Raw genomic sequence first — 17,230 nt, 5'->3', positions numbered from 1 at the left:
TTGAAAATCGCTTCTGCCTTCCTCATTCAGGGCAACGATCTCGCCGTCAAGTATGGCTTCCAACCCCAGTTCTTTCAAGGCCTCTACTACCGGCGGGAATTTTTTATTGAAGGAAAGGTCTTTTCTTGACATAACCGTTACATCTCCGCCATCTATATAGGAAAGGGCGCGATAACCATCGTATTTTATTTCGAAGATCCAGTCATTGTCATCGAACGAATTATCGGTGAGGGTAGCCAGCATGGGAATGATGCCCGATGGCATGGCTTGCTTTTTACCTTTTTGTAAGAGGTTGTCTATTTCCTGGGGGACATTTTTTTTAGCGGGTTGTTTTTTTTCAGCTACCACTTCTTTGGCTGGTGATCTTTTAGCGGCGCTGCTTTTTTTCTTTGTGGAAGATTTCTTGTTGCTTACCCATTCATTGGTGCTTTCCTTGGCCACCTGTTCAAGCTTCATACCTGATTGCACTGATTTGGCCTTTTTGGTAACATCTGTTTGGGTGGCGTATTTGTCGTTATGTTTTATCAGCAGCCAGGCGTTGTCTTCGCTGCTTTTTATTTGCACCAGGGCAAACTCGCCTTTTAATTTCTTACCATGTAAGGTGATCTTTAAGGAACCCTTGCGCAATTGTTCCAGCAAATGCTTTTCTGCTTTTTGAGGATCGCCATTGAACGCTATGGGTTCATAGGTGCCTTCATCCCAAACGATCACGGTGCCGGCGCCATAATTGCCTTCGGGAATAATGCCTTCAAAATCCTTGTAATCGTAAGGATGGTCTTCCACCATCATGGCCAGGCGTTTGTCGGCCGGGTTCATAGAAGGCCCTTTGGGAATGGCCCATGACTTCAGCACGCCTTCCATTTCCAACCGGAAGTCGTAATGCAACCGGGTGGCATCGTGTTTTTGAACAACAAAATGGAGTTGGCTGGAAACAGCTTTCTTATTACCGGCTGGTTTTTTACCCGCCGGTTCCGGTGTTTGATTAAACGACCGTTTCTTTTTATAGGTGGCAAGACTCATATGAAGGGATTCAAAAAAGTTATGCCATGAATAAGCTTTTACTTCAAAAAGGATAATAACACCTGTCTGAATTGTCCTAAATCCTGAATATGTGGTATATGTCCAACGCCGGGTACCTCATACAGAAGGGCATTGGGAATTTGTTCCTTTGTTTTTTTTGCGAGGGCCGGGTATTGGCCGTACCTGTTCTTATCATCATCACTTAGCAGGGCTTTGCCAACTACGGTGCGGTCTTCAGTGCCAATGATCAACAGGGTGGGGGCCATAATGCGGTCCCATTCATAACACACCGGTTGTTCATAGATCATTTGATATGTAATGGCATTTACCCAGGCGATATGGGAGAAATCGGGCGTTTTAAGCACCTCTGCCTGGGCCTGAACATATTGCTCATACTCAGGCTGCCATTGGGGGTAATATGATTGCTGATATTTTTTATACGACTCATAGGTAGCGTGCACCTCTTTTTCGTACAACTGGTCAATGGTTTGATAGGGAACAAAGCGTTTATAATCTTCCAGGCCAATAGGATCTTCCAGCACCAGTTTGATTAACTTATCTGGGTATAGCATGGCAAAACGGGCTGCCAGCATACCACCCATGGAATGGCCAACCAGGTAAACTTTAGGCACATGCAGGGAGTCGAGCAACTGATCCATGGCGTATGACAACATATGAAAGCTGTAATGGATATCAGGTTTATCTGATTTTCCCCAGCCAGGTTGGTCGGGAACGATTACCCGAAAACCGGCTTTTACTAAAAAGGCCATTACATCTTTCCAGTAATAGCCATTGAAATTCTTACCATGAAAAAGCATAACGGTTTTATTGGCAGCAGAATCAGGTTGCGCATCCATGTAGGCAATTTGAACCGGTCTGTTTTCCAGGGTAATCTTACAGTATTTAACAGGGTAGGGATATTCTATCTGTGCCTGCAACGTCAAAGTAGTTATCAGGCAAAGTAGCAATGGCAGAAATTTAAAGAAATGTTTACGCAACATGCAAAAAAATTAATAGCATGAAGTTACATGCATTTTGTACCCGTTAGTTGTTTCCGGATATTTTAACAGTATAGTAAGAGTCAGGAAAGATATACTACGGTTTGGGGCAGGGGTTATTCCGGTTCTGAATCTAATTTTTCTTTAACCATTTCTATCAATATATTCAACTGACGGGGATCCATAATGCTTTTCTGATGCCCCACTTCATATTCATTAAACAATACATCGCCCTGTTGCGTCAGCGTGAACAGGTAATTGTCTTCAGAAAACACATCGAATACGATCATGTCGCCAAAATCTCTTTCCTTGATCTGGCAGGTCATAGTTTTACCACTTACTGACAGACTCATCGATTTCGTTTGTAGTTCTTCCATCTCCTGCAAGGTTTAAAATGAAAAATAAAAGGACGGTTCAATGAAATTAGTCATGAAAAATAACCTGTTCATCACGTTCCTCAACCGGGATCTGTTTTATAAGATCATCATAATTCACCTCTTCATGGGTAGAATAAACGCCGTATGCATCCATGGAGTAACCCATTGTGCCATCTTTGGCCTGAATGAGATAAACAATAGATGAATCGGCAGGGTCTGATTGTCCTTCAAAACGATACGTTTTGATGATGGTCAGGTCTTCAGGTTTGTAGAATTTACCATTGGTAGTGGTGAACCCATCTTTAGAAATGGTAAATTCATTATCGTTGTGTTGATGTCTTAATTTTTCCAGTACCGCGGTCAGGGTTGTCATTTCAGTAGGTTTCGTTTCCATAAACAAGTTTTTAAATGAAAAAATAGTATGCGATCATTTGAATACCAATCTGGTAATAATGCTAAGTATCATTTCAAAAACCTATGCCAACCAATGCGCTGTAATTGCAGTCACCACTTTGTAATGTTGGTAAAGAAAGGGGCAGATTGAAGAAATATTTCTACACAAGCATCCGGTTTTGGACGGAAAGTAGCTTAATTGGTTAGATCCCAACTAAAGGGACCGATATCACCAGTTGGCACGGAATTTTTAATAATTATAACAAGCGATAATTTTTTCCTTCTGGCAATTACACTTGTAAAAAGGTGGTAAGAATGCTGGATACTAAGAGTAAAGGGAAAAAAATATCACTTGCCCTCCCGGTTTTACCGGGAGGGTTTTTTATTTTGTGGCTGCTAAATAGTGTATCTTAAGTCTATGAAAAAATGGCTATTCTTATCTGCCTTTCTGCTAACTACCTGCCTGATATTTTCACAAACAGACTCCACAGCAGGCTATTACACTTCATTTGATGGAACAAAGATCTGGTACGAAGTAAGAGGCGCCGGTGAACCGGTGGTACTGGTGCATGGGTTTATTGTCAATGGCGAATCGTGGAAAAGAACGGCCTTATATACCGATCTGTTAAAGGCAGGATACCAGGTGATTACTTTCGATATGCGGGGAAATGGAAGATCTGATAAGCCGCATGATGCTTCGTCTTATGCCAATGATGCCGAAGCAAAAGATATTATGGGTTTGCTGAATACTTTAAAAATTAAGCATTATACAGTAGTGGGGTATTCCCGCGGTTCTATTATAACTGCCCGTTTGCTGGTGTTGGATAAACGGGTTAAAAAAGCAGTGTTGGGTGGCATGGGTACCGATTTTACCAATCCCGAATGGCCGCGCCGCAAAATGTTCTACCGGGCTTTGTCGGGCGATAGCGTACCCGAACTGGCGCAAATGGTTAGTTATGTTAAAAAGTCCGGGCTCGATCAACAGGCGTTGGCCTTGTTGCAAAAAGAACAGCCTTCCACCCCAAAAGAAACTTTGAAAAAAGTACAGCAACCGGTGTTGGTTATTTGCGGAAGTGAGGACAGTGATAATGGCAATGCCGCAGAGTTGGCAACCCTTTTCACACATGGGGTATATAAAACCACACCCGGCGATCATAACAACGCCTCCAAAACACCGGAGTTTTCAGCTGCTATTATGCAATTTTTAAAGAAGTAACATGGTATTGTGGTTGCATCGGTTGAAGAAACGATTATATGGCAACAGCAGCAAAGAAAAAGAAGCATACCACCACTGCCAGGAAAACAACTACAGCTCATAAGAGATCAACCCCGAAAAAAGCGGCGAAAAAGAAGACAGCGCCAAAGAAATGGTCGCACCAGGTAATGGAAACCAGCGATGCGCTGGATTTGCAATCGGGCATCTTCAAATCAAAAGACCCGAAAAAGATCGCAAGTTCATTAAAGCGTTCCGCCGAAAAAAGTAAACGAAGAAAAGGCACACCGTATCAATCAGCGATGTCGATGCTGAACTTTTACATCAACCGGGCCGGTAAACACCTTACCGCCAAAGAAAAACAACCGTTGGAAAAAGCAAAGCCGGAGTTACGGAAATTGTTTGGCCGGGAGGAATAGAACAAAACGGTGCCGGAATTCGTTATTTAAGAGCTAACGATTGTTAGTAAAGCTCTATCTTTGTGCCGCTAACAAACCCACATCTTTACACAGAACTTACTATATGAACAAAAAGGAAGTTTATATTATTTCAGCCGTTCGCACTCCCATAGGTAGTTTCGGCGGTGGTTTGAAGGATTTTACAGCCCCGAAACTGGGCGCCATAGCCATAAAAGCAGCATTGGAAAAAGCAGGATTGCAACCTAACCAGGTGCAGGATGTGTTGATGGGCTGCGTAATTCAGGCTAACCTGGGACAGGCCCCTGCCCGCCAGGCGGCAAAATTTGCCGGACTACCAAACGAAGTGAATTGCACTACGGTGAATAAAGTATGCGCCAGCGGCATGAAAGCCATTGCCCAGGCGGCACAAAGTATTGCGCTGGGTGATGCCGATATTGTGGTGGCCGGCGGTATGGAAAGCATGAGCAATGTGCCTTTTTATGTTGACAGCTTGCGCTGGGGTAATAAATACGGCAATACCAATTTAATTGATGGACTGGCTAAAGACGGGTTAACCGATGCATATGATGGGCAGGCCATGGGAAATGCGGGGGAGTTGTGTGCGAAGGAATGTGGCATAACCCGCGAAGAACAGGATGCATTTGCTATTGAAAGCTATAAACGCAGTCAGGCTGCCTGGGCAGCCGGCAAGTTTGCCGATGAAGTGGTGCCGGTAGAAATTCCGCAACGCAAAGGCGATCCGATCAAATTCTTTAAAGACGAAGAGCCCTTTAATGTAAAGTTCGATAAGATACCCGAGTTAAAACCAGCATTCCAAAAAGATGGCACTGTAACAGCTGCCAATGCCAGTACGCTGAACGACGGTGCAGCAGCGTTGGTATTAATGAGTAAAGAAAAAGCCGAAGAGCTGGGTTTAAAACCAATTGCCAGAATAGTTTCCTATGCCGATGCAGAACAGGCGCCGGAATGGTTTACAACAACTCCATCTATAGCAGTTCCCAAAGCGGTAGCCAAAGCCGGGTTAAAAATGACTGATATCGACTATTGGGAATTGAACGAAGCATTTGCGGTAGTGGGAATTGAAAACAGCCGGCGGATGAAGCTCGATCCGGCCAGGGTAAATGTACATGGCGGCGCAGTTTCGTTGGGTCATCCCTTAGGTTGTAGTGGGGCGCGCATTATTGTTACGCTCATTAATGTATTGAAACATAATAATGGTAAATACGGCGCGGCAGGGATTTGTAATGGTGGTGGCGGCGCTTCCGCAATGATTATTGAAAGCATGTAAAATAATAATCTGTTTATAAAACAAGCCCCCGACGGCCAGGCCGGGACCGGGGGCATTGTTTTATTTGGAACTAAGATCGGCACGATAAGAAAGCATTTCACTATAACTTCTTTCAACAAATTGCTGGATGGCGGCCATATAATCATTGTAACCACTATCGTTGTATTCGGCTTTATATCTTTCCATAAAAGGTTTGCGGAAGGCCGGGTCTCTTTCTTTCCAACCGGTTTTATAACGGAATACCAGGATATATTGAGTGGGGCCTGAACCCGAAGCCTGGTAAACTGCCACCGGCTCCTTAGTTTTATCCCATACTACTTTTACTTTCTTTATAAGGGCTGCAATGGTATCGCCATAACCTTGTTTGGGAAAAACATGGGTGATGGCCATTTTGTCGGTGAATTCGGTTAAAGGAACGGAGCTCAGCTCTTCCCGGTAAACGGCAAAACTATTTGAACCCTGACTGGTAGTTAAGGGTGATACATTCATATTCCAGTCAGCCGTATGTTCCTTGCTGATGTCTTTTCGCTCATCAAGCTGAGCCCAACTGTTAGGGCCTTCTGTAACATGGTAGGCACCCGCATCGGGACCAGAGAGCACCTCATAGGTACGCCATTTCCAGTCACCCGTATGATACTTTTGCGCATGAGCCGCAAGCGCTTTTTCAAACTCAGCCACCTTTTCAGGTTTGGGAAATGCTCTGAAAGTGTTTACAACAGTTTTAGATTGGCCTGATCCGAGAAGCGGGAGCAATAGCCAGCAGAGAAAGAGTTTTCTCATGTTTTAGCATTTTGGGTTTAATTAATTTTAGGAGAAGCCTTACAGGGATGGACAGCGTATAGGAAAAGGGAATGAAAAAGATACAAAGAATATATGGCAGGAAAAAATGATATAAATCATTACTGCCTTTTCAAAAGTACCTTTACAGCATGAGTACCATTCGCATAGAAGAAGCAACCAAAAAAGACGCAGCTCTGATAGCTGACCTGAGCCGGCAAACGTTTTACGATTCTTTTGCGGCTGATAATACCCAGGAGGATATGGATAAGTTCCTGAATGAACAGTTTACCAGGGAAAAATTAATGGAAGAGGTAGGGGCTGAAGGAAATATCTTTTTACTGGCCTATGAGGGAGATGAAGCAGTGGGCTATGCGCGCATGCGTGAATCACCCAACCCGGTTTTATTGAAAGATGGCCCCGCTATAGAAATTGCCCGCATTTATGCAGTACAAAAAAGTATTGGGAAGGGCGTAGGGAGCGCCCTGATGCAGCAATGCATTGAGATAGCAAAGCAAAAGAATGCCCGGGTGATCTGGCTGGGCGTTTGGGAGAAAAATTATAAGGCGATTGCCTTTTATTCCAAATGGGGGTTCGAGCAATTTGGTGAGCATGTGTTTATGTTAGGGAATGATCCGCAAACAGATTGGTTGATGAAGAAAGCATTATAAAATAAACCCTCCCGATAAATCGGGAGGGTTATCACACAACAAATACCAACACCCGTTATGGGATGCGGAGGGAGCACCTGATAACACATATGCTTATAGAGAACAACAACTATCTTCACTGTTATACTCCCTTACTGAAAATTATTTCATCTGGCAGGATTACCTGCTCGCCTGGTTGCCTTATAGTACTCATTAGTAGAATGGCGTACAGTTAACACATGGTCTTCTCTTCAAAAGAGCAAACAACTGTACTATAATTGAATTGGATTTTAATGCTAGTTTGAGTACTTACAGCACTACCAGGTGAACCCGGTTTTTCAAAGCGCATATTGAACTTAGTCAGGGTACGGCTTATAACCCTTCACTACATGAGAACTAACTATCCATTTCAGCATCAAAGTCTTCTGCTTCTTCTGCTTCTGCTTCCTCTGCAGTTTCATTTTGATACCTTGGTCCGCCACCCAGCATCACTAACTCGTTCAGTACTATTTCTGTAATAAAACGTTTAATGCCATTTTTATCGGTGTACTCACGATGGACCAGTTTACCGGCCACGGCCACTTCTCTGCCTTTGGTTAAATACTTTTCGGCGATCTCTGCGAGTTTACCCCAGGCTATAACGGTGTGCCATAAAGTTTCTCTGATTCGTTCACCCCTTGAGTTTCTATATATATCATTGGTGGCAATAGAAAAGCGGGCCACTTTTTTACCGGTTTCGGTAGTGCGGATATTAGGTTCCTGTCCTAAGTTACCAATCAATTGAACTTTGTTTTTAATTGCGTACATAACTGTATTTTTAAAGATTACTAATTTATTTCAGTCTATCGGGAGGGCCGTTCGATTTGACAACTCAAAGATGCAACCCACGGAAAGCCATACTCGGTTTTTTGTCGTTTGTACTCGATTTTAAACGTTTGCTTGTCGTTTACAAACGACTATTTTTTGTACTTTTCATCTTCAATAGCCATTCAAACCTTTGATAATGACTGCTAAGAACTGTCTGGCCTGTGACAGGCCTATTAAAGGCCGCACAGATAAAAAATTCTGCGACGACTCATGCCGTAATAACTACAACAACCGGATGAATAGTTATTCGAGCCCACTGGTGCGGAACATCAATAATATTTTACGAAGGAACAGAAGGATCCTGGAGGATTTACTGGAACCTTTGGAGAAGAAGGTATTGGTGATTGAGCGGCATAAGCTGGTTCAAAGAGGTTTTCATTTTGACTACATGACGGAACATTATCATCCCGATAAGAAAGAGCATTACTATTATTGTTATGAATATGGTTACCGCTCCATCGATCAGGAAAAGGTATTGGTCGTAAAGGATACCCGCAAAAAGCATTTTGTAAGGGAAAAGAAGCAGGTGGTGGTGAGGCGTATACAGTGATCTCACATTTAGGAAATGCGCTTTAAATAGGGGTAATCCTAAGGATATCCCGGGAGTTGGCAGCGTTCAAGTATGGAGTTGGAGGCTGTGTGGAGTATTGTAGCATCGGTGCATGAATACTGTACCTATACAGTTGGCAGGCAATGGTACCGTAATGGTAGTAAACTTGTAGCGTAATGGCCTAAGTATTGCCTGGGAATTGCCTGGGCACCCTAGTACGCAAGGCAACTCTCAGACCACTCCCAGGCAACTCCCAGGCAACTACCAGGCAACTCCCCTACAATCCCCAGGCAATCCCAAGGCACCTCCGATAGTAGTTTTTTAGGACGAGGCACCAATGTCCGAGTCATCCTGCGCAGAAATTTATTGAGTAAGATCAGTTACCGGCGAAGCAATGACAATGTTGAACGCGAGAAAAGGAGAGGAGGAAATACAGGCGCTGTTGTATGATCGATATTTAAAAGAAGTCGTTGAAAGGAAACAGCAGGTGTTCTTGTTGTAAATACGCAAACTGAACGGCTTATCAAAACATGGAATGAAGAATGAATTAAATGCTGTAGTTGCGGGTAAATAATACCTATATCAATTGAATTTATTGTTTCACCTTTTTGCGCGTAGAAGCCCTTTTCTTTTTACTTTTCTTTGTCTGTTTCAATTTGTAGTCATGTATGTATTGACTAATAGCCTCTTTTTCTTTTTGTGTTAATGATTTGGGCTCTACCTCAAAATCGACATCCAAAGGTTCTCTTATCAGTCCCATATTTATTGTTTAAAGTATTTCTCAACTAATTTGTTTGCGGCTTCTGTATTTAAGATCATCAGATTTCCTCCAAAATGGAAAGCTCCCAAAGAGTTATTTTTAATGGAAATGATTAGCTTCTTACTTCTTCAGCAACTTATCATTCACAATCCGCTCCATGATCTCCTCCTTCTGATATTTAGAAATCGGGATCTGATACTTTCCACCTACATGCAATATGTTGCCCTCGATAGATTGAATGCATTGTATATTCACCACGTACGATTTATGCGGCTGAATGAACTGACCGGCAGGCAATTTTTCCTGTAAGGCTTTCAAGGTAGAGTGGGTGACCAGTTTTTTGTCGGCGGTATACAGGGCGACATAGTTCTCCATGGCCTCTACAAAGAGCAATTCCTGTAAGTTTACCTTTTCCAGTTTGTTATCGGTTTTAATGAAGAGGTAGTTGCCGGCGTTAGAGATGGTACTGGAAAAGTAATCATAGGCTTTATTGGCGGCCTTTAGGAACCGTTCAAACGAAATAGGTTTTAGCAGGTAATCAAGTACATCCAGTTCATACCCTTTTATGGCATATTGTTCGTAGGCAGTGGTGAAAATGACCTTGGGCGCATTGGGCGTATTCTTCAGGAAATCGATACCGGTTACATAGGGCATTTCTATATCCAGGAAAAGCAGGTCGACTGGTTGTTGCTTTAGTAATGAATTCAGTTGTATGGCATCTTCACAAACGCCGGCCAGTTCCAGAAAATCGATCTTTTCTATATAGCCCTGCAAGCCTTTCCGGGCTAATGGTTCGTCATCGGTAATAATGCATTTTATGGTTGGCGTCATGATAGTTGTAATTGTATTTCTGCAAAAAAGGTGTTATCCTTTTTAGTAGTGGTAAATATATGTTTTCCCGGGTATAATAATTCCAGTCTTCTTTTCAGGTTCTCCAAGCCAATGCCGTTACGGGATTGATCTTTTATCCAGGGAGTTTCTGCGGGTACCGAGTTGGCTACTGCAAACCGCAGGTGATTGGCTTCTTTACTGGCTTCTATGTTGATCTGATAATCACCTCCTACATATTTAAAGGCGTTTTCTACAAGCGGGAGAAACAACAGCGGATACACCTGTTCGCTATTCAGGGAACTATCAAAATGTACCCGCAGTTGTAACTTGTCGGAGCTTCTTACTTTTTGTAATTCTATAAAATTCTCCAGGTAATGTAATTCATGGCTAACCGGTACTGTTTGCTGTTGATCGTACAACTGGTAGCGCAACAGCTCTGAGAATTTTTCTATACTTTTCTTGGCATCCGCAATGTTTTCATCCATTTGAAAATAGATGGTGTTAAGTGCATTGAATAAAAAATGCGGATGATACTGCGCTTTTAAGAACTTGAGTTCTGTTTGTAAATTGTCGTTCTTTATTTTTTCCATTTGCAGCCGCTGCTCGATGTAAGCCCTGATAAAACTGTTGCCGCGTGCAATGGCGTAATGCAACAGTACGTATAAGATCACTACTACATTGGCAATGGCGAAATCGTTCCATTTAACCGGTGATTGTATCAGGTAATGAACAATAAACAAAAGGGGATTGACCGCCACAAAACTTACTACTGAAAGCGTGGCAAACTCTTTTAATACATCGCTGCCTGTTGGCAAACGCTGATGCTGGTTGAACCTATTAACGAAATACAGCACGATCTTATTAAACAGGTAGGCATAGCCAACAACCAGTATGATTTCAATGGCGTTTATCTGCCACTTTCTTTCCCAGAACTTTTCTCCTGTAGTGGTGTCGTTCACTATTCGAATGGTGGTATATACCGCCAACCCAAACACACCCGGGAATACATATTTCCAAAACCATTTCATCTTATAATTATTATTTACGGGGCCAAATGGAACTACATTTCATGGCTTGTAATTTACGCTATTTGAACGGCCGGTTGTAGTATTTCTGCTGATTTCTCCACTGAAGCTTCGCTTGTTACAACAGCTGGCTTCGGTTCTTTCTTTTTCGGTTTCATTCCAAACAATAACCGCGTAACCGCATAGGGTTTTATAAACAAATGATAAATACAGGTCACCAGTGCAAAGGAAATGATAAATGTAAACAGGAATTTACTAAGCACCGAATCGCCTGACTTTATTACATAAAATACCACTATCACAATCACCGTTTGGTGTAAAATGTAAAACGGATATACAGCCTGGTTAATATAATCCTGAATGCGGTGTTTTTTATTCAGGTAACGTTTGCCATACCCAATAGCGGTGAAGATCCAGGCCCAGGCGGTGAACGGGTATAATGCTCTATAAGCATATATAAACCAATCGTGCCAGTTGTGAAAAAAATGATCGGGTTCCAGATTGTTCCAACGGATATAGTAAATGGCAATAATGCTCAGGAATGCCAGCAATAGTGATGTACGGCGGTTTCTTTCCAGGCTATCCATCAACGCGGGGAAGTTGATGCAAACAAACCCGGTGAGTAAAAACGACAACCAGTACAGGTGGCGGCACCAGTCGTGTATGAGGTCGTGCGTTTCTGGGAACATCCGGTTCAAAGTAGTGAAAATAATAATTGCTGGCAGCATCAGCACATAGATCCATTTTTTGTTGGCCATCCTGGTGAAGAACGACAATCGTTGTTTGCCGCTTTCGCTCATGATCCATTTGAACAAAGGCGCGAATAATATGTCATATAAAAACAGGTAAACGATAAACCACAGGTGATGCCAGCTCATATTACCTTTTGGATAAACGCCGGTGGTAAATATACTAGGGTAGAAATCGAAAAAACTCCCTTTATAGCCCTGGGTCAGTCGTTCCATGTAGATCTGCGGTGGTACAATCACCAGCATTCCAAATACCAGCGGAATAAATAACCGCCTGAAGCGAAGTCCGATAAAGGCACCGGTGCTTCTTTTTTGTAACATAAAATAAGTGACGGTGCCTGAAATGAAAAACAACAGCGGCATTCTGAACCGGCCGAGCCAGAAATTCAGCTCCATGAGCAAACTGCTGGTTTGCGGGTTTTTGATATGCCATTCCCATTCAGACACGTACGCCATGGAGGAATGCAGAAAGAAAACTGCCAGAATGGAGGCAATTCGAAGCCAGTCGAGGTAGGCCTGGCGGTTTGAAGCGGTAGAAACTGGTTGCATATGGTTAATTTTCTACAAACCTAGTTTCCGGGGCAGGGAGGATAAAATTACTTTGACGTATGGACGGTTTGGTAGGGTGTGAGGACGAAAAGAAGAAATTAGTTCCCGATTACCAGGTATCCGGAAACCCGAAATTGGGGTCTGAAAATCGTTCTAAAGTAGCCCGCAGCCTGCATTTTAACTAAAGCCTGACTTTCTGTCTATTAGACATTTAATTTATTGTTGCCCGGCAATTTGTTATTATGCTCCTCAACCAATAATTTTGCCGGGTTTTAAAAACTGAATACAGAATGGCAAGAACTATCGCATTTCGCGAAGCGCTCCGCGAAGCTATGAGTGAAGAAATGAGGAGAGACGACCGGGTTTTCCTGATGGGTGAAGAAGTAGCTGAATACAATGGTGCTTATAAAGTAAGCCAGGGTATGCTGGCAGAATTCGGCCCTAAAAGAATTATTGACACGCCTATTGCCGAGCTGGGTTTCACCGGTATTGCGGTAGGTGCTGCTCAAAACGGGTTACGTCCTATCGTTGAATTCATGACCTGGAACTTTGCCGTACTGGCATTGGATCAGATTTTAAACACAGCTTCAAAAATGCTGGCTATGAGCGGCGGCCAAATTGGTTGTCCCATCGTTTTCCGCGGACCAAACGGTTCTGCCGGCCAGTTGGGTGCCCAGCACTCTACCGCTTTTGAAAGCTATTATGCAAATATCCCCGGTATTAAAGTAATTTCTCCTTCTAACCCATACGATGCCAAAGGTTTGATGAAAGCCGCCATCCGCGATGAAGATCCCGTGATGTTCATGGAGAGCGAAGTAATGTATGGCGATAAAGGCGAAGTTCCTGAAGAAGAATACATTATCGAGATCGGTAAAGCCGATGTAAAGAAACAGGGCACCGACGTTACCATCGTTTCTTACAATAAAATGATGAAGGTTGCCCTGGGCGCCGCCGCTGAACTGGAAAAAGAAGGCATTAGTGCTGAAGTGATTGACCTGCGTACGATTCGTCCGCTCGACTGGCACACCATTCTCGAAAGCGTTAAAAAGACCAACCGCCTGGTAATTGTTGAAGAACAATGGCCTATGTGTTCGGTGTCTTCTGAGATTGCTTACCGCATTCAAAAAGAAGCTTTCGATTACCTGGATGCGCCTATCCGCCGCCTCACCGCTGCCGATGCGCCTCTGCACTATGCGGCTAACCTGGTTGAACTTGCTTTACCAACTGTTGACAAAACAGTTCGCCTGGTAAAAGAAGTAATGTATCAGAGAAAATAAAGGCACAAGGGTAGGGACCTCAGGGTCAAGACTACAAGTGGCTAATTGATCTATAGTAAACCGGCAACGGAAAACAGCATTAGTTCTGTTATCTGTTGCCGGTTTCGATTTTATGCGTCTTCCGGGACAACTGCTGAACCCGGAATCTAAAACCGGCGGGGCTTCAAAAATAATTCTCCCAAAGCTTTTAACTGAATATATATTCATTTAAATTTGTGTTGTGAAACCCAGAGACGAGAATAAGATCAATGAAATTTACAAGGCTACCCTCAACCTGGTAAAAGCGAACGGATTGTCGGGTATCACTATGCAAATGGTGGCCAAAGAGGCCGGCATTGCCACCGGTACGCTATATATCTACTTCAAAAACAAGGAGGCGCTGATAAATGCGCTGTTCGATGTGTGCACCAGAAGCTCTGCCAGTACCTTTTTCAGCAATTATGACCCCGAACAGCCATTCAAGATCGGTTTCCATACCATTTGGCTGAATATTGTGCAACGCCGCGTCGCTCATTTCAATGAGAGCATTTTTATTGAGCAATGTTTTCATTCTCCCTTTATTGATGAGGAGTCGAAGAACAGGCTGCGCAAAATGTTTGAACCAATGCTGCAGTTGATCGAACGGGGTAAAACAGAACGTTTAATAAAGAATATGGACACCGTCTGGCTGCTGGCCTTTATGATCGGTTCCATTAACGAAATAGCTAAAAGAACTATTTATTATAATATAAAATTGACCGACGAGATCCTGGAAGCCAACTTCCAGTTATGTTGGGATGGCATTAAAGCCTAAATTTTTTTACCTATTAGATGAATATTTATTCATTTAAGATGGTGGATTATACAGCGCAAGTTGTTGAAGAAAGGGAGGGTGTTGAAAGGGTTAAAGGGTATGAACGACCCCTGGCCTGCAAATTGAAACCGTGTTGAAGCCTGCTTCCAATTCCTTGCGTAATGCCAGCCCTGCGGCATTATTTACCATCCCTGTTAAAAGCCATTTTAGTATGAATAGAACTGATATGAGTAGAGTCTTGCTGCTTTTCTGTTTTCTGGGCTGTTTTATGTTCGCAAACGCCCAGGAAAGCAAGCGGATATCCTTACAGGAAGCAATAGACCTGAGCATTAAGAACAGCAAACAGTTAAAGCTTAGCCAGGCAAAGATCACCGAAGCAGTGGCCGCCACTAAAGAAGCTTCGGAAAGAAGATTGCCCGATGTGGGTGTCAACGGCTCCTATTTACGGGTAAACCACCCCAAACTGAATATAAAAACGGCTGCCGGCCCCGGCGATAGCAACGCCATCTCCCCGGGAAATATTAACCAGGCCATGTTTGTGATGGCCAATGTTTCCCTCCCCCTATTTGCCGGGTTTAAGGTGAAGTATGGCATTGAATCCGCACAATTCCTGGAAAAAGCCGCCCAACTGGATGCAGATAATGATCGCCAGGGAGTGATATTAAATACCATTGCCGCCTATGTTAATCTGTATAAAGCCGGCGCTGCGGTAAAACTGGTGGAGGAAAACCTGGAGCAGTCCCGCCAGCGTGACACCGATTTTATTAACCTGGAACGGAATGGCACCCTGGCCAGAAATGACCTGTTAAAAGCACAGCAGGAAACCTCCAACCTGGAACTCAGTTTACTCGATGCCCAGAATAATCACCAGCTGGCCATTGTGAATATGAACCTCATGCTGGGGCTTTCGGAAAAAATACAGCTGATAACGGATTCTACCAGCTTTGTTCCGCCCGCCGCCGTTAAAACTATTGAAGAATATGAACAGCTGGCTGCATCAAACCGGTATGATCTGAAAGCATTGGACTATCGCCAAAAGGCAGCCCAGTCGGGGGTGAAAATAGCCAGGGGCGACTATTATCCTTCGCTGGCGCTCACCGGTGGTTATGTGGCCGCTGATATACCCAAATTTTTAACTATCACCAATGCGCTGAATGCCGGCATTGGGGTGAAATACAGTCTGTCGTCGCTTTGGAAAACCAATTCAAAAGTAGAACAGGCGAAAGCCAGGGAAGCACAACTGGCGGCCAGCATCGCTATGCTCGATGATGCCATCCGGCTTTCGATAAACCAGGCTTACCTGAATTACCTGTCGGGCGTAAAAAAGATAGAAGTATATAACAAGGCACTTGACCAGGCCACCGAAAATTACCGCATCAACAAAAACAAATATGCCAATAACCTGCTTACGCTGACCGACCTGCTCGATGCCGATGTGGCGCAGTTACAGGCCCGGTTAAACGTAGCATTTGCCCAGGCAGACCTGGTGCTGGCTTATCAAACCTTATTGCAAAAAGCAGGTTTGCTTAATCAATAGTTTTAGAACAAATCCTTTACGAAAAGGGAACAATAATATTATATGGCAACAACTCAACAAACAGGCGCAGAAGCCGCTCCTAAAAAGAAAAACCGGCGTTTTTTAATTGTGTTGATCATCTTAGTGGTGGTGGGTGGTGCATTTGGCTTTAGTAAATACCTGCATGCAAAGCATCATGAAGAAACAGATGAGGCGCAGGTGCAAGCCAACATCAACCCGGTGATCCCAAAAATCTCCGGGTATGTAACCGAAGTAAGAGTAAAAGACAATCAGAAGGTCAAGAAAGGCGATACCTTGTTATTGCTCGACGACCGTGATCTGAAACTGAAACTGGAACAGGCGGAAGCAGCATTGGCCACCGCCCAGAGCAACCTCACTTCTGCCAAAGCTACCTCGGCGGCGGCACAAGCGAATATCGGTACCTCTGCAGCCGCCATTAGAGCCGCTGATGCACAAATTGAAGCGGCCAAAGTAAGCGTTTGGCAGGCTACGCAGGATTACAACCGCTACGCCAATCTTATAAAGGACCATTCCATTACCCTGCAACAATTTGAACAGGCACAGGCCAACAAGGAAAAGGCAGAAAAGCAATTACAGGTATTGATAGAGCAAAAGAACCAGGCTGCCCGTCAAACCAATGCGGTGAGCTCGCAAAGCAGCGCTACTTCTACCCAGATAAATGTGGTTAATTCAACCATTAAACAACGGCAGGTAGACGTAGACGACGCCAAATTGAATTTATCCTACACCGTAGTAACTGCTCCTGCAGATGGCATAACCTCCAAGATAAACGTACAGACGGGTCAATATTTACAGGCCGGACAGGCAACATTCAGCATTATACAGGATAATGACATTTGGGTAGTGGCCAATTTTAAAGAAACGCAGTTCCACGATCTGCGCATTGGTCAAAAAGCGATCATCAATGTAGATGCATTTCCCGGTCATGACTTTGAAGCAACAGTCACTTCCTTTTCACCGGCTACCGGCGCACAGTTTGCCTTGCTGCCACCCGATAACGCCAGCGGCAACTTTGTAAAAGTGGTACAACGGTTACCCGTTAAAATAGAATTCAATAAACAGGATTCCCTGGTGAAACAACTGAAGGCCGGGATGAACGTGAATGTGGATGTGCACCTGGATTAAGTAATAAGAAT

General features: G+C 43.7%; 19 protein-coding genes. 9 read left to right on the top strand and 10 right to left on the bottom strand.

The window, feature by feature from the left end; translation table 11 throughout:
* The 4 genes from ACJ751_RS23455 to ACJ751_RS23440 form a co-directional block, all read right to left on the bottom strand.
* On the bottom strand, nt 1-1,020 hold a 1,020-nt coding region (locus ACJ751_RS23455), incomplete at its 3' end, for a DNA polymerase ligase N-terminal domain-containing protein (RefSeq protein ID WP_407747969.1).
* A 38-nt stretch (nt 1,021-1,058) separates the two neighbouring features.
* Nucleotides 1,059-2,021, bottom strand: a complete 963-nt coding sequence (locus ACJ751_RS23450) for an alpha/beta fold hydrolase (protein WP_407747968.1) — start codon at nt 2,019-2,021, stop codon at nt 1,059-1,061.
* 113 nt (nt 2,022-2,134) lie between these two features.
* Nucleotides 2,135-2,395 carry a hypothetical protein gene (locus ACJ751_RS23445; protein WP_407747967.1) on the bottom strand — a complete coding sequence of 87 codons (261 nt, stop codon included), beginning with the start codon at nt 2,393-2,395 and terminating at the stop codon, nt 2,135-2,137.
* Between the two features lie 46 nt (nt 2,396-2,441).
* Nucleotides 2,442-2,789 (bottom strand): hypothetical protein, encoded by a 348-nt coding sequence (locus ACJ751_RS23440; protein ID WP_407747966.1) that lies wholly within the window; start codon nt 2,787-2,789, stop codon nt 2,442-2,444.
* A 417-nt stretch (nt 2,790-3,206) separates the two neighbouring features.
* Here ACJ751_RS23440 and ACJ751_RS23435 point away from each other — a divergent pair, with 417 nt between their 5' ends.
* The 3 genes from ACJ751_RS23435 to ACJ751_RS23425 all read left to right on the top strand — a co-directional run bounded on the left by ACJ751_RS23435 (nt 3,207) and on the right by ACJ751_RS23425 (nt 5,708).
* Nucleotides 3,207-4,004, top strand: coding sequence for an alpha/beta fold hydrolase (locus ACJ751_RS23435; protein ID WP_407747965.1), 798 nt, complete (start codon nt 3,207-3,209; stop codon nt 4,002-4,004).
* A 38-nt stretch (nt 4,005-4,042) separates the two neighbouring features.
* Nucleotides 4,043-4,420: a DUF3175 domain-containing protein gene (locus tag ACJ751_RS23430; protein WP_407747964.1), complete on the top strand. Its 378-nt coding sequence runs from the start codon at nt 4,043-4,045 to the stop codon at nt 4,418-4,420.
* Nucleotides 4,421-4,523: 103 nt separating this feature from the next.
* On the top strand, nt 4,524-5,708 hold the full coding sequence (locus ACJ751_RS23425; protein ID WP_407747963.1) for an acetyl-CoA C-acyltransferase: 1,185 nt from the start codon (nt 4,524-4,526) through the stop codon (nt 5,706-5,708).
* Nucleotides 5,709-5,768: 60 nt separating this feature from the next.
* Here the strand turns inward: ACJ751_RS23425 and ACJ751_RS23420 are convergent, their stop codons facing one another.
* On the bottom strand, nt 5,769-6,488 hold the full coding sequence (locus ACJ751_RS23420) for a hypothetical protein (protein WP_407747962.1): 720 nt from the start codon (nt 6,486-6,488) through the stop codon (nt 5,769-5,771).
* 149 nt (nt 6,489-6,637) lie between these two features.
* Between ACJ751_RS23420 and ACJ751_RS23415 the strand changes: the two genes are divergently transcribed.
* Nucleotides 6,638-7,156: an N-acetyltransferase family protein gene (locus ACJ751_RS23415; RefSeq protein WP_407747961.1), complete on the top strand. Its 519-nt coding sequence runs from the start codon at nt 6,638-6,640 to the stop codon at nt 7,154-7,156.
* A gap of 375 nt (nt 7,157-7,531) precedes the next feature.
* On the opposite strand, the gene ACJ751_RS23410 is transcribed toward ACJ751_RS23415, so the two are convergent.
* Nucleotides 7,532-7,942 (bottom strand): single-stranded DNA-binding protein, encoded by a 411-nt coding sequence (locus ACJ751_RS23410; RefSeq protein WP_407747960.1) that lies wholly within the window; start codon nt 7,940-7,942, stop codon nt 7,532-7,534.
* 196 nt (nt 7,943-8,138) lie between these two features.
* Between ACJ751_RS23410 and ACJ751_RS23405 the strand changes: the two genes are divergently transcribed.
* Entirely contained in the window at nt 8,139-8,552 is a 414-nt protein-coding gene (locus tag ACJ751_RS23405; protein ID WP_407747959.1) for a hypothetical protein, read from the top strand.
* Between the two features lie 592 nt (nt 8,553-9,144).
* On the opposite strand, the gene ACJ751_RS23400 is transcribed toward ACJ751_RS23405, so the two are convergent.
* The 4 genes from ACJ751_RS23400 to ACJ751_RS23385 form a co-directional block, all read right to left on the bottom strand.
* Nucleotides 9,145-9,312 (bottom strand): hypothetical protein, encoded by a 168-nt coding sequence (locus ACJ751_RS23400; protein WP_407747958.1) that lies wholly within the window; start codon nt 9,310-9,312, stop codon nt 9,145-9,147.
* A 120-nt stretch (nt 9,313-9,432) separates the two neighbouring features.
* On the bottom strand, nt 9,433-10,143 hold the full coding sequence (locus ACJ751_RS23395) for a LytR/AlgR family response regulator transcription factor (RefSeq protein WP_407747957.1): 711 nt from the start codon (nt 10,141-10,143) through the stop codon (nt 9,433-9,435).
* A complete protein-coding gene (locus ACJ751_RS23390) occupies nt 10,140-11,171 on the bottom strand; it encodes a sensor histidine kinase (RefSeq protein ID WP_407747956.1) in 1,032 nt (343 codons plus the stop codon). The genes ACJ751_RS23395 and ACJ751_RS23390 overlap by 4 nt, the downstream gene beginning before the upstream one ends.
* 53 nt (nt 11,172-11,224) lie before the next feature.
* The gene (locus tag ACJ751_RS23385) at nt 11,225-12,466 is read right to left on the bottom strand and encodes an acyltransferase family protein (protein ID WP_407747955.1); all 1,242 of its coding nucleotides are present in this window, start codon (nt 12,464-12,466) and stop codon (nt 11,225-11,227) included.
* Nucleotides 12,467-12,756: 290 nt separating this feature from the next.
* Here ACJ751_RS23385 and ACJ751_RS23380 point away from each other — a divergent pair, with 290 nt between their 5' ends.
* The 4 genes from ACJ751_RS23380 (at nt 12,757) to ACJ751_RS23365 (ending at nt 17,219) form a co-directional block, all read left to right on the top strand.
* Nucleotides 12,757-13,743 (top strand): pyruvate dehydrogenase complex E1 component subunit beta, encoded by a 987-nt coding sequence (locus tag ACJ751_RS23380; RefSeq protein ID WP_407747954.1) that lies wholly within the window; start codon nt 12,757-12,759, stop codon nt 13,741-13,743.
* Nucleotides 13,744-13,963: 220 nt separating this feature from the next.
* Nucleotides 13,964-14,536 carry a TetR/AcrR family transcriptional regulator gene (locus ACJ751_RS23375; RefSeq protein WP_407747953.1) on the top strand — a complete coding sequence of 191 codons (573 nt, stop codon included), beginning with the start codon at nt 13,964-13,966 and terminating at the stop codon, nt 14,534-14,536.
* 226 nt (nt 14,537-14,762) lie between these two features.
* The gene (locus ACJ751_RS23370) at nt 14,763-16,073 is read left to right on the top strand and encodes a TolC family protein (RefSeq protein WP_407747952.1); all 1,311 of its coding nucleotides are present in this window, start codon (nt 14,763-14,765) and stop codon (nt 16,071-16,073) included.
* 42 nt (nt 16,074-16,115) lie between these two features.
* Entirely contained in the window at nt 16,116-17,219 is a 1,104-nt protein-coding gene (locus ACJ751_RS23365) for an HlyD family secretion protein (protein ID WP_407747951.1), read from the top strand.
* Nucleotides 17,220-17,230 lie beyond the last annotated feature (11 nt).

The organism is Niastella sp. (assembly GCF_045805085.1).
Lineage (GTDB): Bacteria > Bacteroidota > Bacteroidia > Chitinophagales > Chitinophagaceae > Niastella.
Note: the sequence above shows the minus strand (reverse complement) of the source record. Positions and strands in the feature narration are given on the sequence as shown.